Origin of the sequence: Photobacterium pectinilyticum (genome assembly GCF_024357955.1) — a bacterium.
Taxonomy (GTDB): domain Bacteria; phylum Pseudomonadota; class Gammaproteobacteria; order Enterobacterales; family Vibrionaceae; genus Photobacterium; species Photobacterium pectinilyticum.
The window spans coordinates 1-23,220 of record NZ_JANEYT010000079.1 but is presented as its reverse complement, the minus strand read 5'-3'; the positions used below and the strand labels follow the sequence as shown (position 1 = coordinate 23,220).

Sequence of the window (23,220 nt, the reverse complement as noted above, 5' to 3'; positions counted from 1 at the left end):
GGGCTGTGATATCAGCGATCTGCTGCCCTATAGCAAAGGGCCCTTCAATAGCTAGGTGGGTAGAATTACCCGCTTACGTTTAAGCAGAGGTTGTTCTGGAAAACTTTTAACATATGCGAAGCATTATCATGTTGTCTCATGATTTTTTTTGATAGCAAAGATATCAACTTAACCCCCGTATCAATAGCCATTCTAGCGCTATGGATAATTACCTGGATCAGCTCGAAGCTATCAAGTTGGTATCGGGAGTTCACACAATAACTTTCCTAGAGCAAGCATCCGAGGATGCTTGCTCTATAGAACGGTTCACGTAGCCGTTTTACCACTTTAACCTTTGCCTAACAGTAGGTTAAGTGTTATAACTATATTGTTAGCAAGCCAGTTTGCTAACAAATGCAAAAAAATTATTAAATAAGCATTTTTACCTGTACTGCGCTACAGGCAAGTTACACCCAAAATTTCATTAAAGCTGTAATTACAATAATACGAGTTATTCGTAATTCCAGTTTCCAACCCCTTCAATTTTTGAAATTATCATTATTGATACGTCTTTTGACGTTTAATCTATTCTCCTTAACAAGAGGTTTATTACTCGTTATAAGAGCAGAAGCCCACTGTGGAAATTCGGTATTTAATATATATTTTAAATTTATACTTAATCATAACTTAATAAAAATACATAACCCTGTCGGGAAGCCCCCGTCTGGGTCGCTTCTCATAGGTTATTTAACTCGAGGAGCTAACTTATGTTTTTTAATCAGAATTCTACTAATTTCGGTGGTAACGTTGGTCGTGTTGAGACAACTAGCAATGGTTGTTTGAAATTTGGTATTTGTCAGTCTGTTAAATCGAAAACCTTAGACACCGGCAATCAATACCATGATAACTGGCTAAACGTCATCCTAACCAAGAAGCAAACAGAACACTGGCAAGGCCGTATTAACTCTGGTGATGAAATTCTCGTTAATGGTGAACTTCGTATCGGAAAGCATGACGGTCAAAAAACCATAGTCTTGTTTGTAAATAGAATTGAAGGTCACGCACCCAAAATGCACAGAACGGTTGGTAATCTACTAAATAAATTAACTGAACAATCGGTTAATCATCTAGTTGATCAACTGCCAGCTGTGTTTGAGCAATTAGGCCTACAAATAAATCAGAAAGAAGTTAATCGCTTAGCACAGGTTTCAAATGCTCAAGCAGCAACGCCAGAAGCCGCTACCAGTCAATTCTCTCCGCAGCAATTGGCAGCCGCAATGGCACTCCTGCAACAGCAAACACAGCCAGCTGCACAAACACAGCCAATGCAGCCAGTTCAACAAGCCGCTCAACCTGCACAAACGCAGCCAATGCAGCCAGTTCAACAAGCCGCTCAACCTGCACAAACGCAGCCAATGCAGCCAGTTCAACAAGCCGCTCAACCTGCACAAATGCAGCCAATGCAGCCAGTTCAACCAGCCGCTCAACCTGTACAAACGCAGCCAGCTCAGCCTGCAGCAACCCCACAGCCAATAACCATTGACCAACTGACTACGGCTTCAAAGCCAGAACCTGACTGGGTCAATGAAGGCGCGGAGGCAAATTTGCAGCAAAACGCTGCTACATACGCCGCAGGAAACCTGCAACCAAACGCTGCTAACTTCTTTAAACAATAGAAGGTGATTTATGACTTTTTATAACCGTGCAAGCAAACTTAGTTCTTTTGACTCCGTCCGAGCCAAGAAACTTCGTCGCATTGGCGATAAATTGGCTCTTACTCGCGAAGCTATGGCTTATGAGCAATGAGTTTTTCCACTGTATTAAAGAACTAACTCCAATTTCTGGTGTGGTTCATATCGATACAATAAACAATGGTGGAAAACAGAAGTCACTTTATATGGAGAAGGGATTCTTCCCATCACGAGGCTTTATCATTATTGCCGAGGGTGGTGCTATGGGATCATTGGTTTTTACTGAACCTTTGACGCTAACTCAGGCTAAAGAACTACTTCAATCCGAATAAATATTTTCCACCCACTAAGGGGAATCTTTCCCTAGTGGGATAGATCCCCTTTATTATTTAGGAGCATCTATTATGGAATCTTTAAAATATAAACTTGAAAGCAACCCTCCATTGAAAAAGCAAATCAGCAAATTCTGTGATTTGAAAACACAAGGAGGTCGCTATGAAAATCACAACTGAAGGCCAATTCTCAATTACTGAGATGCGTAAGCAAATCCCATCCAAACTGCTCGTACAAATGGTTCAGAGTAATGAATTTGATCCTAAGACGAATCAGTTTCGGCTAAATTGGGACAAGGATAGTATTCTGGCCATTGCACGCAAGCAATTGGAGTTGGTTATTTATGACCTTCAATTCGCAGGCAGAAGGAGTGCTGATTACAAGTCGGCGGTTAACTTTATCTACACAGATAAGTTTGCTGAGTTGTGTGCTCTCGTTGGCTTAGATGCTGAACGTGCCTTGGAACATGCACAGTGGGTAGACCATCGTTATAGCGATGATTACAAACAGGCACTTAATGCTTGTTTGACCATGAAGCGTGTACCCAGCAGCAACACAATTGCTATTTCTGGTATAGAGTTCGCTTTAGAGCTTGCTGCCGTTGTATACGAGAAATGTTGTAGCGACCGAAAGGCCGTGAAGTTCTACTTTGATAATGAGGAATACCTTGATTATCTCGATGAGCAAGGTATTAAAGCTCAGGTTTTCAACCGTAGCTTGAATGCAAAGCACGATGCTCGCGCACGTGATTTCAATAAAATTCGTTAAAATTCGTAATTAATAAACCTCCCTAGCGGGATCTCGTCCCGCAAGGCGTAGATCCCTATATGTAATTTCTATATTTAATTTCACTTAAAGGATCTACGTTATGTCTAACAAACTAAACCTAAACTTCGATAAACTTGATCAACTAACCGTTGAGCAGCTTAGTGCTCTTTATGAGAGTAAAGAGTGTTCACATAAGCTAAAGCAAGCAATCAATTTCCTTCCTCTTTGGAAAGAAGTTGATTTCAAACGCGCCGGTGACATTTTCGGAAATGATTGGATTGGTGATCCGGATACGGCTCTACCTGTTCGTCGATTCCGTCACCCTGAAGTAGCAAAACTTAATGGGATGTACGTGCCTGATCGTGATGTGCTTTTCGATAGCGTTATGTATATGGCTAGTGAACGGATGCTTGCTATGTCTCTCTACGGAGAAACGGGTACCGGTAAATCCGAGATGCCACAATTCATTAGTGCCAAACTCAGCATTCCTATGCTGGAGCTAAGCCTAACGGCATCAACCCGCGATGACAAAATCCAAGGGACATATCAGCTTGCTGATGGTGCAACATTCTTTGCAGAAGGTGTCGTACCAACGGCTTATGATAGCCGAGGACCTGGGTTCATGTTAGTAGTCAACGAACTTGATAAAGGCTCTGAAAGTGTGATAGCGAAACTTCACAATATTTGTGATAGCAAGCCATTCACAATTGAAGATACTGGAGAGGTTATCCAGCCAAATCAATCGTTTAGGTTTTTTGGTACGACACAGACTGCGGGAAATGGTGACTCTCGAGGATCATATAACGTACAGAAACTCGATAGAGCATTCTCGGCGCGTTTTATGTGGCTAGAAACGAAGTATCCAAGTCAGGATGTAATGAAGCAAATCTTGCAGCGTCAATTTCCGGCACTGACAGATAAGCTCAACCGTATGCTGACTCAATACTTCCATTTTTGCACTGTCGCACTTGAAAACGGTAAAGCTGAGGAACAAGGAAAAAAAATATCACAGATCTTGGGTGGTGGTGATGCGTACCAACGTATTGATACCCCAATTTCAATCCGACTTATTCGTGGTCTCGCTCACCGCATAATCTTCTCTGGCAACCAAAGGACGATTAAAGATTCTTTTTTATCTGTAATCATCAATTCTGCTGAAGAGCATGACCAGCACGCTTTAGCATTTATTGCTGAGAATGTGTTTGGTGATGCTTACGAGAAACCGCCATTGTTGAAAACGGTGAAACCTAAAACTGAGATGGAGCACCTTGCTCTACAAAATCTCCGCGAGGGCATCGAGGCAATGAAAGTTGAGCAGCTTCGACAGGCTTTAATTCTGTTACATGAACCTGAAGTCACTGATCCGATGGACGTTGGTCTAACCCTAAATGATGCACATGCCATAGTGATGGCTGATGTAGAAACTAGAGCAGACGCCAATTTAGAAGCCAGTGATGAAAAACGTCAAGCAGAAGCAGAGGCGAAAGCTCAAGCGGAAGCTGAAGAGCAAGCTCGGTTAGAAGCGGAGGCGAAAGCTCAAGCGGAAGCTGAAGAGCAGGCTCGGTTAGAAGCAGAAGCGAAAGCTCAAGCGGAAGCTGAAGAGCAGGCTCGGTTAGAAGCAGAAGCGAAAGCTCAAGCGGAAGCTGAAGAGCAGGCTCGGTTAGAAGCGGAGGCGAAAGCTCAAGCGGAAGCTAAAGAGCAAGCTCGGTTAGAAGCGGAGGCGAAAGCTCAAGTGGAAGCTCAATCGCATGATCAACAGTGGAAAGACAAGTTAGCGGCATTAGCGCAGCAGCAAAATAATGTTGCTTCGTCAGAGCTACAAGATGTGTCTAACGTAGTATTTAGTGCTTATGTATATACAGATGGTGATCGTAGGAAGTTCTGGGGTATCGGTATCGATGAACGTGGAACACACACCTTATTTAGCCATCCTGTAACAAGTGAAATTACATACTACCACCGCGAAATGAGCACTTTTGCCGAAGGTGAGAAATCTGCACTGCTTTATGCTGAGAGTAAAAGATCAGAGAAGTTAGCTACAGGTTATCTGGCGACTCAGAATATCAAGTGGGATTTTCAGACTGGAAAGTTTTATCCCGCTCCGGCTGCCGCATAAGTCATAACTTTTAACCTACTCGGGCAACACTTTTGCCCGGTGGGTAATATGTAAAGCTTTAAATCTAAATTAAATTTCCTCCCTCACGGGCAACATTATTGTCCGTGAGGGCAATAGTGTTTGTCCGTCTCAAAAAGGATCTACCTTATGAGCCAGAACAGCACTACTGATATCCAAAATAAGGCATTGAACAACAGCCTCAAAGCAACTCAAAACCAAACTGGGTTATTTTGCCTAGTAAGGTTTACTGTTAAAGGTTTCGCAGCGCGACGCGTGCTCTCAGATGCAGAAGTCCGTGTACACGGATTGGATGTATCCAAGGAAAAAGCTCTTGGAAAACCGTCGCTTAGTATCGTGGACAGCGGTTATACCGCTTTTGCTCACCGTGCTCGTGATGAGGCGAAAGCCAAAGCTCTTCAGTGGGGATTTCACTTCGGCAGAAATGAATACCTAATAAAGATGGAAAATATCGCTCAACTCTATGATGAGCTATTTGCCATTGAAGACGAATTTTGGTCAGAAGTTGATAACTTCATTACCAATATTGATGTTTTTATTGAAGAGCAGAAGGTTTTATATCCAGATCTTGCATCTGCCATAGAAGCTAAACGGCCGACTCAAGACCAATTAAAACGTACTTACCGTTTTAAAATTGAGCCGCCTCAGGCCATTGGTATCCACCAAGATGCCGGTGCCATTCTAGGCGAGGTGCTGGTAAAAAATGGCCGGGAGAACATCATGAACAAAAATGATGATCTTGTGGTTCAACTATCGAAAGGTATTTCAGATGAGGCGAGGCATTTTTGGCGTTATTCGATGCAAAGCTATCGTGAAAGTGGTAACCGTGTTCGCGCGACTATCATCGATCTGATGAAACGCCTTCGTACCAAAGTGGAAGATGTCACATTAATCAATCCGGATTTTTCGCGGGTTGTTGATGTCATCGACTCTGCTGCGGAAGCATTGCCGAATGGATGGAATACTCAAGATGCATGGATCGAGGATGTAAACGCCTTGAAGCGGATCGTGGACATCTACGAGTCGTTGAAAGTACCCGAGTACATCACTGAATTAGTACTAAACAATAGTTCAACTCAAGATCTTCTTGAGAGTGCTGAAGTTGAGACTAAGCCGGAGAGTATTTCAATCGATGAGCTGACAACTGATCAGGTTGAGAGACCTGTTGCTCAAGCCAAGACAACGAAAAATAACATAGATGAAAATGAAATAGTGCCGCTTAGCAATGAAGCAATCGACCTGAGTGATCTGTTTGCAGATACTCAGCAAGAGAGTCTACCAGCAAGCGAGCCAGTTTTAGATGAACCTCAACCTATTGAGTTTGATTCATTGTTTGATGTGTTCAAAAAATTCATCTAGCCCCCCCCCGTTAGCTCTTCCTTCGGGGGGAGCTTTTTTTTTGGAGTCGACCAATGAAAAAGCAAACAATTAAACAACAACAAGCAGCACAATCAATGCTACGTTCTATGGAGGTAATCTCCGGTGCGTTAGCTGAAAACCCTGTCCGAGTTGAATGGGCTGATGGCTTTAACGCCATGGCTTACATGGGACAAGGAGATGATGACCGTCGCTATCTAGCTGTTCCGTGTGCGGATTTTCGAATCGAGCATAATCGCAAGCTGACTGAAGGTTTTTTGGTGCATGAGATACTGCATCATAAGTTCACCAGTTTTGCATCCTTCGCGGAATCTCGAAAAGATAAAGTGGCTGACATACTGAATGCTCTTGAAGACCCATATATTGAGTCAAAAGGAGCTAAAGTATTGCCTGGAGCAAAAGCAAAATTGGATTACATGAACCAGTTTCTCATCCGTGAGGGGTACTGGAGTGCTAAGCCAACAGGGAATATACGAAAAGATGTTCTTTTCTATGTTCTATTTACTTTGCAGTGGGCACGAGTTAAGACACCCAATACGGATAAGCTTGCAGCCGCAAAACGGGCTGTTTTGGCACGTGTTATCGATTCTGATTGCTTGAACAAATTAGATCTGCTTATAAACGTCGCTCGTAGTTCATGCTCTACAGAGGGCAACCTTCGAGCAGCTTTAAATATAAATATTTGGTTGAAGAGAGTGCTGTTAAAGCATCCACCTCAACAAGGCCAACCATCTGATGTTCAATGTGGAGATGGTCAACAGCAGGCAGGCGATCAACAGCAGGGCGACAGCCAATCTGGTGAGGGTCAACAGCAGGCAGGCGATCAACAGCAGGGCGACAGCCAATCTGGTGAGGGTCAACAGCAGGCAGGCGATCAGCAGCAGGGCGACAGCCAATCTGGAGATGGTCAACAGCAGGCAGGCGATCAGCAGCAGGGCGACAGCCAATCTGGAGATGGTCAACAGCAGGCAGGCGATCAGCAGCAGGGCGACAGCCAATCTGGTGAGGGTCAACAGCAGGGCGACAGCCAATCTGGTGATGGTCAACAGCAGGCAGGCGATCAGCAGCAGGGCGACAGCCAATCTGGTGAGAGTCAGCATGAACCGTCGTTTCCAAGCTTGTCGGAAATGAGCCAGCAGTTATCACGTCAAACATCAATGGATCATACTCAAGCCATTTTGGATGAGTTGAGCGAACATGCCGTTGATATTGATGTTGAAGTACCACTTCCACTTGCTGAGTGTACTTCTCCTGATAACAAATCGAGGCTGTTTCCTCATAGCGTATTGCGTGCCAGTGCCAAAGGTGATGCCTCTAGGCTTAAGCGAGATCTAAACCGGTTGGTTCAAAGCAAGAACTTTACTAAATCGACATACTCACGTCGTGGTGTTGATATTGCTCCAACGGAGTTATACCGCGGTGTTATCGATGGTCGAGTTTTTGTTGAGGAACAAATAGGAAAGGCTGAAAATACGGCTGTTTACCTGTTAGTAGATCGTTCCCCATCGATGGGTGGTTATTCTTCCTGGATGGGTGTTGCAGTTAAGGCTACGTACTCACTGTCCACGGCATTAGAAAGCCTTAAGATCCCATACGCGATTGGAATGTACCCCGAATTACGGCATGGCATTATTTTGTCTAAGGGTTACCACGAGCGATTAGCGGGTGTGATCGACAAGGTGAATATTTGCCGAGGTAAAGGTGGTACGCCTACGGGTGAAGCCATGATGGCTGCAATACGGCATATTAATAAACGACCAGAACGTAAGAAATTATTGTTTATCATAACGGATGGAGAGGCACGCTGTGCAGATAGGGTTGCTTACGCCACTCACTTTGCTGAGACCTTAGGTATTAAAACCATTGGTATTGGTATTGGAGATGGCATAGGTAAGGAATCTCTCGAGCATTACTCGACATCCATGCTGATAAAAGAAAGCGATGAGCTTGCTCAAGCGCTTTCAACCGCAATGCGGGGTCTAGCGTTCTAACACCAACAACTTAACCCTACAGGGATTACATCCCTGCAGGGAAGTAGTCCCTTTTTTTACTCAAAAATGAGGACTACTTTATGTATTATATTGATAAATATTCAAAAGAAACGGGCCTTAGGCTTCATGCCATCGTGCGTGAAGACAACACGGTGATTAAAGCGACGTGCAAGTTGGAAGATTTGCCCGAATCGTTTGATCATAAAAGGCCTTTGACCCAGCAGGAAAAGGATGGCATATGGGAAATGTAGACAGGACAAGCGTCTTTGAGCTTGTGAACCGTATAACTGATTACAGTGTTGTTTATTCAGCATTGGGCTTGGATTATATGGTTCAAAACCCCAAGAAGCATTACCCATGCCCCAAGGCAAATTATGGTGGAAATGGTTCGAAATCCACCAAATTTCGTCTACATAAGCATTATCAAACCAATGGTTACTGCATCCATAATGACATCAATGATGGCAGATATCTGGATATCATCGGTTTCACCGAGTGGTTCTTGGATATTGATAATGTGAGTGCGGCAAAAAAGGTTTTGGAATGTGCAGGAGTACACTACGAAGATGATGGTCATGGCGTCGGTAATTTTACGATACCAAAGCCGGATCCAGAGGTGTTACGCCGGCAACAGGAAAAGCTATTCAATGATGGGCAGTTTGCCATCAAGATGATAGCTAAGACCTGGTCCGAATCAGTTTCAGTACGTGAGCCAGAAGCTGAGCAAGTCATTCAAGCCTATTTTGCCAAGCGGGGAGTGCCTGATGTGGAGCTACCGGAGACAATACGGTTTCATCCACGATTGCTATACCCAAAAGGTAAACGAGCAGAAGGTAATAAGGAAAGCCATGCGTTTTATCCCGGCTTATTGATCCCAATGATCGATGAGCACGGAAGACGGGTGACCTTCCACCGAATGTGGTTTATGCCTGATGGAAACATGATAGACGAGCCGCAACGCAAGATGCTGATGATGGCACCATGGCAGTTTTCACAAGGAAGTTATCTGGAATACGATAATCCTCTTCAGTGGACTGACGAAAATGGAGTTAACTGGGCATGTATTGCGGTAGGAGAAGGTGTTGAAACGATGGAAGCAGTCAAAGCGGGCACAGGATTATATGTCCAGCCTATGTACAACAGTACGCTGCTTGCTGGTTATCAACCTCCAACCATTGCTGGTGTTAAAAAAGAAAATTTTTTGGTGATTATTTTCGGTGATAAAGACCGAAGTAATGGTGGCCAGAATGCGATGAAGCAACTCAAGGAACGTCTTGGGAGGCAGGGGTATTTAGTAGAACACTATCTCCCGACCATCGACGTTCCATCCGAGAAATCCTCAGTTGACTTTCTCGACCAATGGAACGCGCTTGGTGCAGCTGGATTTCCGGCACACCTTGCTATGTAACTTTCAACCTCACCATTTTGGTGAGGTTTTTTTTTACCTAAATTCAGTGTTTTAACTGGTTTTGAAGTGAGTTGTAGTTAAAAAATAATACAGAATAAGAGTTAAGGTATTAACCAGGCAGGAAAAACATGAATAAAAGCAATCAACTGAAATATAACCCTTTGCACCTTGGAAAAGGCCCTGTAACGGGTAAGCTTTATTTAGATGATATGGGGTTGAAAATATCACCCAAATATCAACTTGTGGCAGATGGGACGCCTGTTAGGTATCCGCATTATGGTCAAGTGTTTACGGTATAGTAGGGGGGCAATATCACACGCTCATATCAGAGCAAGAGCTGGCCCTTATATACAAAACCTTTATAAGTGAAGCCCAGCGCCAAGGCTACTTTGACCAATCCCGAGACTGTTGGGGGTATACGCCTAATCCGTTTCCAGAAACGTTAGATAACGGAATCCCAAAATCTCATTGGGCGTGGGCATACGAACACGGAAGTCGGGCTGCCCGTACTGAACGGCGAGTAGCAGAGCTCATGAGCCTGACATTCGATAATTAACGCCTCAGGCTCTCTTTGCTACCAGTTTTGTTTCATCATGCCTGGGTGTTTGGCTTGGCAGATGCAAAATGGGTCCGGATTCTTATGCTTAACCGTTTTATTGTAGGGAAAAGGCTTAACTTGTAGGCCACAGTGGATGCAAGTGCCTTCATAAATACCTTCAGTCCCTAGCCACTGTTCTGTGCTTAATTTAACACCTCGTTTAAGAACTCTTTCTCTTAAATTTTCCAAATATTGGCTTTTATCAGCATTTTTATACTCTTCCTTTAGACGTTGTCTTGTTATTAGATTTGAACATTTTGGGCAACACTTGTTTTTAGCTTTGTTTCTAAGCGAGATACTACTTGGAAACTCAAAATTACATGTTTTACACCTCCAGTTATACCGGTGCTCAACTCCCCAATATATTCGCTCATCCAACAGGGTTAAGTTATGCCCCTCAGAAATATCGTCAAGCTGGTAAAGTAAAGATTCTGAATTTATAATTCCATCCAAAATTTCATCTAGCGAAGTGATTTTTGTTTGGTCAAACAAAATTCCAATTCGTGCAAAACCCTTGGATATTTCATCAAATATATTGTCCGCCTCCAGTTTATCCATTTTAAAGCAATGGACTTCTATGAGTTTAATGCCTTTTTCATAACACATATTTCTTGTAGCATCATCCCTATCTAACTGGTTCATCCAACTTTTATGACTTCGATGAAAACTTCTTTTTAAGTGACTTGGCCCTTGATATTCAATACCGATTTTCAATTCATCATTATAACCATCTAGTTCTAGGTATTGGTGTTTACCTGTATTGGTTTTAAACCTTTTTTTTTCAAACTCCACACCAAAGTATTCACCCAACACCTTGAGTGTAACAGTTTCACCAATTAATGGATTACATTCCGTGCATCCTTGGTTGGTATATAGAATTTTTGCAACTTCAGTCCGAGTAATATGGCCATTTCGACATTTCATCAATAGCTTTGATTTGCTGTTGCAGTATTCGCTTTCTTCAGATAAAACAGTCAAGCCTTTTAATTTATAACGGGCCACTACTACGCCGAAAGGTTTCCTAAGTCGCTTACTAGCTTCAATTTTTTTGCATTCATAGCAACCAGCCCCTTTCCCATTATGGTTTGTTACAGTGATGTGCTCCCGGGCTGTAATGGTCTTAATTTCAACTGGATGTTTATGCATGTTACAAATCATTGTAATTTTGTTATCTAAGCTTGTTAATTCTATATCCAAATTAGGGTAGCAAAACGTACCTGTCCCCCAGATCTCATGTGCTTTTTTAATAAAGTATGCCTTTCTTTCTGGTATCAAGTTTGCGTGAAATTCATTAAGGCTTAAAGACATCTTCTCTTTGTGACATTTCTTGCAACCTGACTTACCCTTTAGGTGTCTTGTTACACCTTGCACACACTGTATATTATGCTTTATGCATCGATAATTAATCTCTAATTTATTAAAAACGGTATGACCGAATACTGTATCTGAATAGTCATTTAATTCCGCAATCTCTGGTGACAGAGATTCAAAGAACCGGGATTTGTTCTCTTCAGATTTACACTCTAGACAAGAGTAAGTTAAGTAATCTTCAATTGATGCTTTATGTTCACCGTGAATATTACAACAATACGTAACCTCTCTTTTCGATGGGTCATATTCAACATGAGTGATGTTTTTGCGTTTTATTTGAAGTGAACAATATATACATCCAAAAGAATCGTACTCAGTTAAGCTTTGTATCTGAAATCCATGTTTATCACATGAAAAACTGAGCATATCTCCAAGCTCTTCTTTGACATTAGACGCTGTAGGAACTCTTTTTCTGAGAATGTTCAACTTATATTGGTGGTGATCTTTATTTTTGCGAAGGGCGTAACAATTTTTACAGCCCCCAAAAATAAAAGTGTAGTGACCATCAGGTTTAACTAAGACTTTTTCTTCTTCGTCATGGAATGTGCACCATAGCGTAACAGGCTCTTTAGCATGCTTATATTCAGCATCGCGATAGTCAAACTGATCACCAAATATCCGTTTGCTATTTTCGATGAATTTCGCGGTATCCAAAGCTTTAATAATTGCCTCCTTGCAAATTTTAATGCAGCAGCTTGTTCATAAAATGTTGTTTCAACTTTGACTGTGCTGGCCTTATCGACCAATCTGTCTGGCGTAACAGTGATAGCAAAGCTTGCTTCTCTCGCATCTTGTCAGCGAAAACGCCAAACCAAGTATCATTACCGGATAGTTCAGCGACTTGCTGTAACTCTTTTTCAGACACGAATTCCGTGGTGTGTGAACCATCTGCGTAGTAGAGCATAGCCCAAGCACCGAGTACCTCGCGTTCTTTGCATGAGCAATCTCGACGAACGATATATGGCAAACCTTCACTATTTGTTTTAAGCACATCAAACTGGCGCAAGGTGACGGCTTCTGCGTAGAGTAGGTTGTTTCTTTCGAAATTTTTCTTTAACAGACCAGCTGTTGTGTGCCTCACTTTTAACTCCAGTTGAGGCTTGTCACCGCTATAGGAGATGAAATCACTGATATACAGCTCACCGGTAATCGGGTCGATACTAAGGCTAACAGACGCACACTCGGCAGATAGCGTATGTGCATAAAACAGCACATCATTTTGAGAAATACTGTGCTTGTTGGCTAACTGGCAGAGTGTAATGGCCAGTGATAGGCATTGTCGGTCAAATTGCTCATTCCAAATGATGGACGCTTTACAAAGACGGTCTTTGTTGTCATTAATTTTAGCGACGACTAAGAGCAGCAACGTTGCCTCAATATCACTAGTTGTGACGAAATACATAAATAGCCGTAGTCGATGCAGTTCCAATAACGCGATGAGGTCACTCGATAACATAGTCCAGTCATGTCGCTGATAGAAGCGGTATATGGCTGTTTCATAAAGTGTTGAACGTATAATATTCTCATCATCTGAGTGCGTGATTTCTTTGATCTCATCAATAGATACATACTCAGCGAAATTCCTGTTATGAACAGCGCCACCAACCACCAGGCCTTTGTATTGCTGAAAGTCATCATGCACTTCAGGACGCTCAGTGTGGCTGCCATCATGATCAACCGGTACTGTATCCTCTTTCAATACAGCACTAAATCGTAATCCAGCTTCGTCAGCGATACGCTTGATGTTAGCCATCCGGCTGACAGGTTCAATAATCGCTTGTTCAAGAAGAGGCATGTTGTAGGCGTTATTAACGACCAAATCCTTGGACAGCTCACCAGCATGGAAATAGAAATCACGGTTGATGAGCAGGTCGCCTCTCCATAGGTTTGCAAAGCGGAGCATTTCATTACACATGACTGACTTTACTGAAATTTTTGGTTCTGACATAGCTTACCTACTACTGCATTTTTAACTTAGCTACCAGTGTACACTGCTAACTCAATAGCCAATCAATCTGTACTTTTGAAAGAGATCCAGAACCAGACTAAACGCCAATAAAATCAGAAATATCCAGAATAAAATAAACGTCAGGAGTGAGGCGCAGCATAATTGATTTACTGAGCATAAATAGATCGATTATAATTATTTGAGAAAAAATAATTCTCGATGAAGTTAGGGTGTTGATAGTGTAAATTAATTCGTCGTGACCTACCAGTAACGAGATTGCTAAAACGGATGATCGGATCAATTAACCAAAATCTTACTCTTTGTAGGCGATGTGCCTGTTATCTAGAGGGAGATACTGATTTCCTGAGTGGAAAAGCTCAAGATAGCAATAAGCGGCAACATGCAATGTTTGGGAATTAAAGGCATTTTGCGGAGGGTGCGTCAGGTATGAGAGATCATCCGTGCGGTAAAAATGATCTCTCGTGGCTTGCTGTGCTGTAGGTCGGACGTAATAGCTGTTAACAGCTATTATGCATCTTCAGATTGTAGGTTACGCTCAAGCTCTGCAACATATTGTTGTAGTCGCTCAACTTCAAGCGTGTTGGTTTCCAATGTGATTTTCTTGTTTAGCAATTCAATCTGTGCTTTGGCCGGTAAATGCATCAGCATATACACACGGTAGTTACCGGTGTGCGGATCTGCAAAAACTTGACGTTTATCGACTTCATGACCAAACAGAGAGGCACGCTCGATGTGCACCTGGATTGTTTGTTCTGAGCTTGTGATAAGGTTACCGCTGTTTTCATTTACCTCGGATAGCTCATAACTTTCAATAACCGCATCCATGCGGCGTGATAGTTGTTGTTCAGCTAACAAAGTTGCCTGGTTCATCGCAAACTGAAGGTTTGAGCTTTCAGCTGTAGACGTTACATAGATACCCTTGAGGTAAGTGGTTTTAGGTGGGTCTAGGTACCAGTCAGGGATCAAAGCCAGTTGCGTGTTTGTCACGGCGCTTTGATAATCAGTCGCAGAACGCGCACGCTCATCCATAGGAATTTCTGGTGCTGAAGAACAGCCGATCAGCGCTAGCGAGATCGCAGATAAAGTAAGAAGCTTTTTCATTTTACGATTCCTTTCAATTGTTATTAATAACAATGACAACAGATGGTGATAGCATAACAAAATAAGACAGACTGCGCGTGATCTTAAAACAACAAAACAGTTTCACAGGGTTACACTCACCAATACAAGTACGAAACGACTATTGCAGACGCACTGACAATAAACTCAGAAAAAGGGTTGGTAATTAATGCAAGACGATACCTTTTTCTGTAAGGATAAAGTAGCGGAATACCGCTTGGTGTTAAAAAGTCACCGAGCAAATGTGTACTTGCACCAATTATTATTGCGCAGGCATAAGGGTTAGAGCCTAAGAAATACCATAAGCAAAGTATTGCCAAAAGTGAGTGGGTGATGCCTCGGTGCCCGAATATAATCCTTATGGGCCAGGATATGAATAAACAGAGTCGGCCTATAGTGGATTCAGGATGGTCGACATCACAAAGCAGCGCACCCAAAAGTACAAGTGGAAGCGCAAGGAGTGGCGATAACTGGTACATCGGTAGCCATGGCACAGCATATTCCAGCATCACGTACCCAAGACTGGCTATTGCCAGATGGCCATGCAAGTTCATAATTCACCTAAAGAATTGATTGTTCAGCTTAGTGTACTGTCTTTTGGTGGTAATAGACAGGACGGGAACGCTCAACAGCAGAATCCAAAATTGCTTACAACTTCTGGTTGTGCAAGTAACTACCCATTCGATAAAGTAGTCCGGAAAAACATGCTAAATTGACGTTACCAGCTTGCACGGACGTGTAGCTTATTGCTGTTAGTTGCGATCGTTGATCTTAAAACGCGGTCAATTATGTTTTGAGTTAAATCGTTATTCTGAATCCAATTCAACGGAGGAAAGATATGCAAAGTTCACGACATGTAACATATATTCGCAATCAATCGAAAAATCGCTTTGTCCCAACAGCAAAAGCCATGAAGGATCTAAGAAGTAAGTTTTTTAAATCACAGGGATGTAAAAATAACATGGTAGAAATTGACTTGGAGGAGCGTATTGATCATCCAAGCTGCGAGAATATTCGGTATGTTGCTGCCCCGCTGGCTCAGCTACGACATCTAGCGACAAGCTCTGATTCTAAATTGGCGAAACGAGCACAGGAAGAAATAGAACGACGTGATACACTAGACGGTGATGTTATTCCATTTGGTTTTGTTAACTATTTATCTCAAAAGCTAGCAAGTCAGTACTTGTCTTACCAACTGGCTGGTGGAGAGAAAGGCATAGCGACTTTTTTCAATGATATGACTCGTGACATTGCCAGTGAAGGAAAGCTCCTAGTAAAGCGTTATGGAATTGAATGGAAGTTTGATTGCGACGGTAGCGTGGCAGACACTCAAGGGCTTAGTGATTCAAGTTTAAGGTTAACGGTTCATGCCATTAACCGGGCAAGCAAGTCTAATTTTGACCAGTATATCGGCTACATGTCTGATGGTGGTGAAAAGGGCTACTGTGAGTGGTTAATAGATCAAGGCCAGACAGCCTTGACTAAGGGTTACGGACACTCACGCTACTTCAAAGGATCCCTATATCTGTATGGGCCGAAAAATGGACATTTGCACCTTATTAATGTGAGAAAAGCGAATAAATGAAACTGGATCAAAAAAAGAAAATAGCCATTGTTGCAGCTGTTGTTGTTCTGGGGCTTGGAGCATTTTTTCTGTCTTCCCCTAAGCCGACTCGAATTCACGATCCCGAAGGCCTGGAGCATGTGCGGGCGATGTTTGATGATACAAACGCGCAGGATATGATTGAATCACTCCGTCACGTTGTACAAACCAACGATGAGTTTACTATCATCGATGAAGTCACGGCTGATAGGCTTACACGTAGTGGTCCAGAAGGTGATTGGTTTATTGTGGTTGAAGCGCTTGATGGTGCTGAGTTAGATCGTATCTCAGCTGACAGTGTGCTAGGTCATGAGTTCACTACCGTGAATGACCGATTATTGATGCGTGATGGAAGTCGTTTGGTGCTGGTTGAGCATGAAGAGAATTAGTCGAAAATTTCTGACATTGTGCGGATTATTTTCAATTCTGTCGCAGCCCGCGCAGGCATGGAACTCACAGTCGCACCAGTCTATCAACGCGGCTGCTCTGGATGTACTTGAAATCGAACACTTTGCGACATCGAAGATCAATTTTGTTGATCATGCTGCAGAGGTGTTTCGGTTTGCAAGTCCAGGTAGGCTTTTCCGGCATTACCAAGTGCCGTTGCCGGAAGATCTGAAGCGCCAGAGAGATGTCAATATGTGGTTCAGGGCGACAATTGAATACCGCAATCAAGGATTTGGTGGTTTGAAATATGGCAATATGCACCTTGTCTTTGATGACATCGTTGAATTGGCCAAACGGCAGTCAGACCCTAATGCCAAAATGCTCCTGACGTTATACGCTTCAGCCATGATAGCCGTGGCTTACCAACCAACTCACACCGTTTCTTTCTTTGACCATAGGACTTTCAGCCAAGGAGATCGCAATGGCGAGCTCTACTGCCTATCTAAAGTAAGAAACGAAACGGCCGGCAACTGTAATTTAACGCTAAGTGGCTTTTGGAACAGCATGACCTTTCCCGGGCTGAAAGCTGATGCTGATGAAGAAAAAATGGCTATTCAAGACATAATTACTGACACTGCTGACCTTGCTCCTCATATTTATGCTACACGGCATGGACACCGTCCAGTCGAAAATTATTTCAGAATCAATTATGCATTGGGTGAGGCGCAGCAGAAAAAAGCCGCTCAGCAGGTTAGTCATTATTTGCGGTACATCTTCGAGTCGACGTTGTAAAAGGAATTCAATCAAAAATGAAATTGGGTAAATGTTCGTTCGCACTGGCGGCATTTTTGTCATTCAATGCTTCTGCAGCGATTGAAGGTATTGAATATCGCGCTGTCACTGGCGAAGCAGTCACTATGACACCAAGTCAAAGCCAGATTAACTATAGCCGTACTAGCGGTTCGATGGACTTGTTTGTGTCAGGCGGACTAGATAGACGGCTTCGCCTCATCATCAAAGGTGAAGATGGCCATATAGTGGCTGACCATAGCTCGACCGTTATCACGATCAATGACCGGCTATCTTTTGATGGAAGGGAGTTTTACGGTAAGACGTTTTCAGTGTCTCTTCCTGATGATGGCAAATATTCGCTAGAAGCACAAATCATCTCTTTACATGACCAAGTGGTAAGCAGTGATCAATATGCTCTCACGAAAGATACCGTTCCCCCATCAATTCAGGATGACGATATAACATGGGTGAGGGCAGGGAATTCATATGGCTCAATAGATGTGTTTTCCAATACTAGTGCGACTCGTGAGCTACACATAAAGCAAGTCAGCGATGAGCTATCAGGGCTAAGCCATGCTCGATACTGGACGTACACCGATGCGCTAGGAAAGAACGAAATTGATGCCCGGCTTGACCCGGAGACAGGCTACACGTCTGTGCAAGCTGGAGAAGCTGCTGGTTCTGATGCTGCGCCAAACTCTCAGGATAACTACGTCATTGGCTTTGATATCTACGATAAAGCTGGCAACGTATCGACGATCCAGCGTGAATCCTCGATAGACCGCGACTGTCCCCCCAATGCCAAAGGGCAGGTGTGGAATCCCCTCGTGGAGCAATGGGAAGAATATGTATCAGGTTTAGTGATACACGAGAACCCAGTATTGATGAGGTGGTATAGGCCAAAGACTGAACACACTGAGTTTAACGACACTAACTTCGGTTGGGCTGGTAACATAACAAATTCTGACGAAAATTATACTTACCGTGAAAGCCGGTTTGTTTATCCTCAGACCCGTTCGTATTTTGAGCTCATGTCCCTAGGGGGCAAGGTTTGCCATAGTGTAAGGCTCAACTCTTTGAATTTCTCGTTAGGAGATGGAGTGACAGAAGGCCCCAAAGGCCGCTACCTAAGGTTCCAGGCGACTTACTTAGCTGATGGCACGTGGTCTACGCATGAAAGCCCTAAACACAATGAACCTTATGAAATAACCAAAGTGCAATTTTGGGCGCACCCAAGGCCATACCGGCAAAAGGCATGGGTAAACGGCTATGAACCCTGTTTTATCGAGCCTGAAGAGGAGACATGCGAGGTACCGATTAGCATCACTCGCTCTACCGGCAGAGGCTACACACCGATCCACTGGTACCTGTCCCGAGAGGACGAAAGCGAGCGGTTACATGTCAGCTATTTATATACATATCATGATTTTAACGATCCTGAGGTGTTGAGCATTGATGTGGACCGAGCCAGCAAAGCGATTAGTGTGCATTCCTTCGATGCTGACCGGATGAACAATTGGCAAATTAATCAATGGCGAATCGTATCTGTTGCTGCGAAGGCGATACAGGATGGTCGCGAGTATGTGGTTCCGCATAGCAGCACGATAGAACGTGATTATCAAAACCGCTTGGATAGGTTTGACATTTCAGGTCTGCCTAACGGCCAATTTACGATTGAAGTGGCTGCAACGGATTCCTACGGTAATATTGGTTACCACCAAATAGAGAACGTACTGATTGACCTCACGCCGCCAGAGCTATCATTCCGCTACGAAGGTGGCAATCTGCCGGCCACCATATCTAATATCCGCGATATGACGCTCCATGTAGATAACCTATCGAATGCTTATGTCGAGAGCATACTCCTAACCGGCAGTAATGCAGAGGAACACGTTTACCTTGGATATTCGAAGGTAGGCGATAGTGTTTATGGGCTTGAATCACCGAGAATTTTTCCAACTTTGGATGAAGGCGAGAAGTATCAAATTACCGCCACTGTTATAGATGATTTTAATAATGTTGGTATGGAAGAGATTGAGTTCAGCTACATTCCGGACAACCTTGTAACGATAGTTACCCAGCCCTACCTCCCAACCGATAGACCGCTAACTGATAGTTTAGATAACCCCCTGGCTCATATCTATTCGGAGAGCCCCTTAACGATAGAGGGAGGGCAATTAGCGACCGGACCTCAGGATGCCACGGTAACGAATCGTATCGACTCTGCTGTGACGATAAATTTTATAGCTGGCAGTGAAACAATCACGTTGAGACCTGGCGATTCAGCTAACGTCATTGTTGACCTAGGTAATACGGGCGAGCTATCCGTTGAAATATTTCCTGCTGACGCAGATATTCAAGGCATATCAGGCTTTATGTTTGACGTACCAAATCTTCGTTCTAAATGGGACTAGCCTTTGACGCTTCCACCAGCAAGACTTTTTTCTCCCTGGATGGAGTGCCGGTATTTGATACTAAAACCCCCTTCGGGGGGTCTATAGCCGTTTGGCGAAAAAAAACAGTGGGCGCTCAGGCTTGTGACAAACTAAGGTTGGCCATAACGTCAAGGGTAGATGCTGAAACGGAAGCGAAGCCTAACCCAAAGCAGCTAAAAGCTTCAAAGCGTTATAATAAAGCATGGTGAGCGGAGTGTTTCCTTCACATAACTCGCTAATTGAAAAGACTTTACCACCAAACTGCGGTAAATTTAATCAATGCTGAGTGCTGAAGGGATGCTCAATGAAAATCGCATTAGTATATAAAAACGATCCTAGTCTTGTTGTCGATAGAATATCGGAACCATGGCGCCTCAAGGACGCCTATAGGAACTCCTCTGCTAGCCAACACCTTCTACAGTGCATCTATGAAAAGCAACAGCATTTACTTTGTCACTGCAATCCAACACCGGCTTTGATGTTTGTTCGTTATGCAAGAGAGCGATACACGCTTGTTAACCACCCTGTTTCGGGGCAACACAGCCAAAACTGTCCGTTATACAGCGATATAAAAGGCTCAATTGAGCATGGAGTAGGGGCAGATACTATAAAAGAGTCCGAAACAGGCTTTGAGCGTTTTGTTTATCACCTAAAGTCATCGGAAGGTCAATCAAGCTCTCGAATATTTTCTGGCGATACCAAGGGCATAATGAAAACCAGCGCCACAGCCTAGATCGATTATTACGTCAGTTATATCAGTCCAGCTTCAGTAATTGGTACCACCCGAAAAAGCGCACCAGCGAGTTACGTACCTTGGCACAGCTGAGAGATGCAGCCAAGAAAATAGAGTTTGGTGAGGGTACGTTAGATGAATGGATATTCTTCGGAGATAAAGGTTTAAAGATAGCTTGCAGCAAATTAAAGGCGGTTGAACAATGGTCAGGTGGTGGTAGGCCGCATGCATTCGTCCTACAGTTGTGGCCTAACGCTCAATTTGATAACAACATGGTTCACTGCGGCCATTATCTTTATGAGTTCCAGCGTATAGTTCGTCCTGGTCGTAAAACTCAAGGCCCTTTCATCGCACTGATGACCGTTACGGATACCGGTGACAACGTTTTCAAGCCCCATACGCTCTTTATCAAGCCTGTTGTATCTGCGGCTAACCCTATACCTGTTGATAGCCACTATGAGCGCGTAGTGTGCAAATACATTATGCAAAAATTAGACAGACAGCATAATCCAAGATTGAAATGGTCTCTGACCAAGCCTCTGCTATATAAAGCTGGTGGAGGTGTCGCCTTACTGCCGGATTTCATTCTCCAAGCAAAATCTGACGGAAAGCGGGTGTATAGTGAGATCATCGAGGTGATGGGGACCGAGGATCAAGAATATGCAGAACGGAAGGCAAGATTAATTCCACTAATGAAGCGTGCATATAGCATAGATAAGCTCACGGAGGTATTCCAGGATGACGTATCGGCGCTGCAAGGACTTGATGAGCTTCTTAGTTTGGCACCGGCTTAAATCTACCTGATTACCACCGAGTTCAGCTTAATTAGAGCATGACTTCAGCAATACACAGATCTCCACAACGCTCTATGGGTATGCTGAAGAACCAGATTCAGTTTCAGAAGGGATGTCCATTCCTTTCTTTACTGGCCTGTTATGACAGGGGAAATTACCTGAGAGTATCGGGTGATTTTAGGGTGTGGTCGTGGATACTTTTCTTTGACCTGAAATCTCTGGAGCAGAGGTTCTGAAACGATCAGATGCCAACACCTTTGCATTGGTAAGCAAGACTTCGCGCATTTCTTGAGGTGACAGTCTCTTAGTTTTATCTTCGCTCATCGATACTCCCCACTTTCATTCTGCTCCATGACTATATTATATACAAAAATCAACAGGGTTCAGTTACTAGCATTAGCTGAAACTACGTGGTAATCAGGTAAATCTATGAGTTACGATTTAAGTCGGGTAGTGAAATGAATCAACTGCACCGTGCATAGAGAAAGCTGATTACTTCATCTTTCAGTTTGTAAACTATTGAGCTCATCAGATAGCTCTAAACACTCATGGCAGATACCATTAGAGGAGCCAAGGCAGGCTTCACATTCGATGGTAATAAATAGCTCAGGCTCAGGAAGTAGCTTTACCTCCATACCATGCTTCTCTTTTAGATAGGCTGCGGAAAACCCTTCTGAAATATGATGTTCAAAAGCGATATCTCGACACCACTGTGATGCATTAATTTCATTATCAAGTAGTGGTTGAATATTTTTTTCCAGGATTGTCGTGAAAAGTTCATCCATTTCTCGGCTTAGGTCTTCGTAAAACTCCGTAGTAGACTGTTCCATAGCTCATCCTTTTTAATTGCATTCATAAGTCGAATTTTTAATTTGGTAGTTCAAAGCAAGTTGTCATCCTCAGTTCCTTTATCTCTTTTAAAATAGAGCAGGCCCCCGTAAATTAAAATAACTCCACCGATGATCTGTATTGTAGCAATGAACTTTTCGGCCATAACCGCTACAGAAAAGAAGTCTGACGGCATGATTCTATACATACCAACAGCTGATGAAACCAGCCCCAAAAAAATAACAAATAACGATAATTGTTTACTCAAGCATTTTCTCTCCATGAACTTTTTATCTGTTTTGCCTTGTCTCAAGTTTTCCATGTATTCAATTGCAACTTTAGAAGACTTTTTCCGGCAACACTTGCTTGATCTATTTATCCAATAGTCTTTCTGTATTCATTTTTTATTGGATCTTAATAACAATGCAGTAACAATTACTAGGGATGGGATTACATACTGAAACATAGGACTTGAAAGTGGTGCCCACGCCTTTGTTTCTGGCATATCCACAAACAAAGGGATTATCATTGCAAGGACTGCAGATAATATTGCCACATCATGCATTTTTGATAAAATACCATTAATAATTTTTAACATTTCACACCTCATTTTTGCCTTTAGATTCAATTTATCCAAACGGCCCGAGAAAATCCAGTGATCTCGAAGTCGCTGGGTTGAATTGGGGGTGCTTTGCTCATCGAATTTCCGGCATGGATACCTCTTCCGTAGTCGCGAAGCGCGAAGGGAGGGGAGGAAATGCCGCTCATCGTTAGGGATTTAATATTCTTTACACTCACAAAAAATGATCTACTCTTGTGAGAATGAAGGAAAGAGCTTATAAATACCGCATCTACCCAACAACTGAGCAAGTATCATTACTTGAGCAGACGTTTGGCTGTACGCGTTTTG

The 23,220-nt window shown here is 43.2% G+C and carries 24 protein-coding genes; 16 read left to right on the top strand and 8 right to left on the bottom strand.

The genetic code is table 11. The annotated features are described in order from the left end of the window. Positions 1–746: 746 nt before the first annotated feature. The 9 genes from NHN17_RS21575 to NHN17_RS21535 all read left to right on the top strand — a co-directional run bounded on the left by NHN17_RS21575 (position 747) and on the right by NHN17_RS21535 (position 9,980). On the top strand, positions 747–1,655 hold the full coding sequence (locus NHN17_RS21575) for a hypothetical protein (protein WP_255044704.1): 909 nt from the start codon (positions 747–749) through the stop codon (positions 1,653–1,655). Between the two features lie 119 nt (positions 1,656–1,774). Further along, complete coding sequence (locus NHN17_RS21570; protein ID WP_255044703.1) at positions 1,775–2,002, top strand: hypothetical protein; 228 nt, start codon at positions 1,775–1,777, stop codon at positions 2,000–2,002. A gap of 163 nt (positions 2,003–2,165) precedes the next feature. Continuing rightward, a complete protein-coding gene (locus NHN17_RS21565) occupies positions 2,166–2,771 on the top strand; it encodes a hypothetical protein (RefSeq protein WP_255044702.1) in 606 nt (201 codons plus the stop codon). Between the two features lie 100 nt (positions 2,772–2,871). Next, the gene (locus NHN17_RS21560; RefSeq protein WP_255044701.1) at positions 2,872–4,887 is read left to right on the top strand and encodes an AAA family ATPase; all 2,016 of its coding nucleotides are present in this window, start codon (positions 2,872–2,874) and stop codon (positions 4,885–4,887) included. A gap of 147 nt (positions 4,888–5,034) precedes the next feature. Continuing rightward, complete coding sequence (locus NHN17_RS21555; protein WP_255044700.1) at positions 5,035–6,264, top strand: DUF3150 domain-containing protein; 1,230 nt, start codon at positions 5,035–5,037, stop codon at positions 6,262–6,264. 53 nt (positions 6,265–6,317) lie between these two features. Beyond that, a complete protein-coding gene (locus NHN17_RS21550) occupies positions 6,318–8,273 on the top strand; it encodes a VWA domain-containing protein (protein ID WP_255044699.1) in 1,956 nt (651 codons plus the stop codon). An 80-nt stretch (positions 8,274–8,353) separates the two neighbouring features. Continuing rightward, positions 8,354–8,524: a hypothetical protein gene (locus NHN17_RS21545; protein ID WP_255044698.1), complete on the top strand. Its 171-nt coding sequence runs from the start codon at positions 8,354–8,356 to the stop codon at positions 8,522–8,524. After that, positions 8,512–9,681, top strand: coding sequence for a DUF7146 domain-containing protein (locus tag NHN17_RS21540; RefSeq protein ID WP_255044697.1), 1,170 nt, complete (start codon positions 8,512–8,514; stop codon positions 9,679–9,681). Before NHN17_RS21545 ends, NHN17_RS21540 begins: the two co-directional genes overlap by 13 nt. Positions 9,682–9,809: 128 nt before the next feature. After that, the gene (locus NHN17_RS21535) at positions 9,810–9,980 is read left to right on the top strand and encodes a hypothetical protein (protein ID WP_255044696.1); all 171 of its coding nucleotides are present in this window, start codon (positions 9,810–9,812) and stop codon (positions 9,978–9,980) included. A gap of 275 nt (positions 9,981–10,255) precedes the next feature. Here the strand turns inward: NHN17_RS21535 and NHN17_RS21530 are convergent, their stop codons facing one another. The 4 genes from NHN17_RS21530 to NHN17_RS26080 form a co-directional block, all read right to left on the bottom strand. Beyond that, entirely contained in the window at positions 10,256–12,304 is a 2,049-nt protein-coding gene (locus NHN17_RS21530; RefSeq protein ID WP_255044695.1) for a zinc-ribbon domain-containing protein, read from the bottom strand. Positions 12,305–12,332: 28 nt separating this feature from the next. Further along, complete coding sequence (locus NHN17_RS21525) at positions 12,333–13,598, bottom strand: recombinase family protein (RefSeq protein ID WP_255044694.1); 1,266 nt, start codon at positions 13,596–13,598, stop codon at positions 12,333–12,335. 528 nt (positions 13,599–14,126) lie between these two features. After that, positions 14,127–14,720, bottom strand: coding sequence for a hypothetical protein (locus tag NHN17_RS21520; protein ID WP_255044693.1), 594 nt, complete (start codon positions 14,718–14,720; stop codon positions 14,127–14,129). Positions 14,721–14,836: 116 nt separating this feature from the next. Continuing rightward, positions 14,837–15,292 (bottom strand): metal-dependent hydrolase, encoded by a 456-nt coding sequence (locus NHN17_RS26080; RefSeq protein WP_373689584.1) that lies wholly within the window; start codon positions 15,290–15,292, stop codon positions 14,837–14,839. Positions 15,293–15,576: 284 nt separating this feature from the next. Between NHN17_RS26080 and NHN17_RS21515 the strand changes: the two genes are divergently transcribed. The 6 genes from NHN17_RS21515 (at position 15,577) to NHN17_RS21490 (ending at position 21,482) form a co-directional block, all read left to right on the top strand. Continuing rightward, positions 15,577–16,323, top strand: coding sequence for a hypothetical protein (locus NHN17_RS21515; RefSeq protein ID WP_255044692.1), 747 nt, complete (start codon positions 15,577–15,579; stop codon positions 16,321–16,323). Next, positions 16,320–16,730 (top strand): hypothetical protein, encoded by a 411-nt coding sequence (locus tag NHN17_RS21510; protein WP_255044691.1) that lies wholly within the window; start codon positions 16,320–16,322, stop codon positions 16,728–16,730. The genes NHN17_RS21515 and NHN17_RS21510 overlap by 4 nt, the downstream gene beginning before the upstream one ends. Then, positions 16,717–17,520: a hypothetical protein gene (locus NHN17_RS21505; RefSeq protein ID WP_255044690.1), complete on the top strand. Its 804-nt coding sequence runs from the start codon at positions 16,717–16,719 to the stop codon at positions 17,518–17,520. Before NHN17_RS21510 ends, NHN17_RS21505 begins: the two co-directional genes overlap by 14 nt. Positions 17,521–17,537: 17 nt before the next feature. Further along, positions 17,538–19,934: an Ig-like domain-containing protein gene (locus NHN17_RS21500; RefSeq protein ID WP_255044689.1), complete on the top strand. Its 2,397-nt coding sequence runs from the start codon at positions 17,538–17,540 to the stop codon at positions 19,932–19,934. A 325-nt stretch (positions 19,935–20,259) separates the two neighbouring features. After that, positions 20,260–20,688, top strand: a complete 429-nt coding sequence (locus NHN17_RS21495) for a DUF1173 family protein (protein WP_255044688.1) — start codon at positions 20,260–20,262, stop codon at positions 20,686–20,688. A gap of 80 nt (positions 20,689–20,768) precedes the next feature. Next, positions 20,769–21,482 (top strand): hypothetical protein, encoded by a 714-nt coding sequence (locus NHN17_RS21490; protein ID WP_255044687.1) that lies wholly within the window; start codon positions 20,769–20,771, stop codon positions 21,480–21,482. 177 nt (positions 21,483–21,659) lie between these two features. Here the strand turns inward: NHN17_RS21490 and NHN17_RS21485 are convergent, their stop codons facing one another. From NHN17_RS21485 to NHN17_RS21470, 4 genes are all read right to left on the bottom strand, one after another. Then, complete coding sequence (locus NHN17_RS21485) at positions 21,660–21,806, bottom strand: hypothetical protein (protein ID WP_255044686.1); 147 nt, start codon at positions 21,804–21,806, stop codon at positions 21,660–21,662. Positions 21,807–21,979: 173 nt separating this feature from the next. Then, positions 21,980–22,312, bottom strand: a complete 333-nt coding sequence (locus NHN17_RS21480) for a hypothetical protein (RefSeq protein WP_255044685.1) — start codon at positions 22,310–22,312, stop codon at positions 21,980–21,982. Positions 22,313–22,362: 50 nt separating this feature from the next. Further along, entirely contained in the window at positions 22,363–22,578 is a 216-nt protein-coding gene (locus tag NHN17_RS21475; RefSeq protein WP_255044684.1) for a hypothetical protein, read from the bottom strand. Positions 22,579–22,707: 129 nt separating this feature from the next. Further along, a complete protein-coding gene (locus NHN17_RS21470) occupies positions 22,708–22,908 on the bottom strand; it encodes a hypothetical protein (protein ID WP_255044683.1) in 201 nt (66 codons plus the stop codon). 224 nt (positions 22,909–23,132) lie between these two features. Between NHN17_RS21470 and NHN17_RS21465 the strand changes: the two genes are divergently transcribed. Further along, positions 23,133–23,220: helix-turn-helix domain-containing protein (locus NHN17_RS21465; protein WP_255044705.1), on the top strand; the 88-nt coding region annotated here is incomplete at its 3' end.

What these genes read in the sequence shown, in the direction of transcription:
- NHN17_RS21575 (WP_255044704.1), top strand. Translation starts at nt 747, where the DNA reads ATGTTTTTTAATCAGAATTCTACTAATTTCGGTGGTAACGTTGGTCGT.
- NHN17_RS21570 (WP_255044703.1), top strand. Translation starts at nt 1,775, where the DNA reads ATGAGCAATGAGTTTTTCCACTGTATTAAAGAACTAACTCCAATTTCT.
- NHN17_RS21565 (WP_255044702.1), top strand. Translation starts at nt 2,166, where the DNA reads ATGAAAATCACAACTGAAGGCCAATTCTCAATTACTGAGATGCGTAAG.
- NHN17_RS21560 (WP_255044701.1), top strand. Translation starts at nt 2,872, where the DNA reads ATGTCTAACAAACTAAACCTAAACTTCGATAAACTTGATCAACTAACC.
- NHN17_RS21555 (WP_255044700.1), top strand. Translation starts at nt 5,035, where the DNA reads ATGAGCCAGAACAGCACTACTGATATCCAAAATAAGGCATTGAACAAC.
- NHN17_RS21550 (WP_255044699.1), top strand. Translation starts at nt 6,318, where the DNA reads ATGAAAAAGCAAACAATTAAACAACAACAAGCAGCACAATCAATGCTA.
- NHN17_RS21545 (WP_255044698.1), top strand. Translation starts at nt 8,354, where the DNA reads ATGTATTATATTGATAAATATTCAAAAGAAACGGGCCTTAGGCTTCAT.
- NHN17_RS21540 (WP_255044697.1), top strand. Translation starts at nt 8,512, where the DNA reads ATGGGAAATGTAGACAGGACAAGCGTCTTTGAGCTTGTGAACCGTATA.
- NHN17_RS21535 (WP_255044696.1), top strand. Translation starts at nt 9,810, where the DNA reads ATGAATAAAAGCAATCAACTGAAATATAACCCTTTGCACCTTGGAAAA.
- NHN17_RS21525 (WP_255044694.1), bottom strand. Translation starts at nt 13,598, where the DNA reads ATGTCAGAACCAAAAATTTCAGTAAAGTCAGTCATGTGTAATGAAATG.
- NHN17_RS21520 (WP_255044693.1), bottom strand. Translation starts at nt 14,720, where the DNA reads ATGAAAAAGCTTCTTACTTTATCTGCGATCTCGCTAGCGCTGATCGGC.
- NHN17_RS26080 (WP_373689584.1), bottom strand. Translation starts at nt 15,292, where the DNA reads ATGAACTTGCATGGCCATCTGGCAATAGCCAGTCTTGGGTACGTGATG.
- NHN17_RS21515 (WP_255044692.1), top strand. Translation starts at nt 15,577, where the DNA reads ATGCAAAGTTCACGACATGTAACATATATTCGCAATCAATCGAAAAAT.
- NHN17_RS21510 (WP_255044691.1), top strand. Translation starts at nt 16,320, where the DNA reads ATGAAACTGGATCAAAAAAAGAAAATAGCCATTGTTGCAGCTGTTGTT.
- NHN17_RS21505 (WP_255044690.1), top strand. Translation starts at nt 16,717, where the DNA reads ATGAAGAGAATTAGTCGAAAATTTCTGACATTGTGCGGATTATTTTCA.
- NHN17_RS21500 (WP_255044689.1), top strand. Translation starts at nt 17,538, where the DNA reads ATGAAATTGGGTAAATGTTCGTTCGCACTGGCGGCATTTTTGTCATTC.
- NHN17_RS21495 (WP_255044688.1), top strand. Translation starts at nt 20,260, where the DNA reads ATGAAAATCGCATTAGTATATAAAAACGATCCTAGTCTTGTTGTCGAT.
- NHN17_RS21485 (WP_255044686.1), bottom strand. Translation starts at nt 21,806, where the DNA reads ATGAGCGAAGATAAAACTAAGAGACTGTCACCTCAAGAAATGCGCGAA.
- NHN17_RS21480 (WP_255044685.1), bottom strand. Translation starts at nt 22,312, where the DNA reads ATGGAACAGTCTACTACGGAGTTTTACGAAGACCTAAGCCGAGAAATG.
- NHN17_RS21470 (WP_255044683.1), bottom strand. Translation starts at nt 22,908, where the DNA reads ATGTTAAAAATTATTAATGGTATTTTATCAAAAATGCATGATGTGGCA.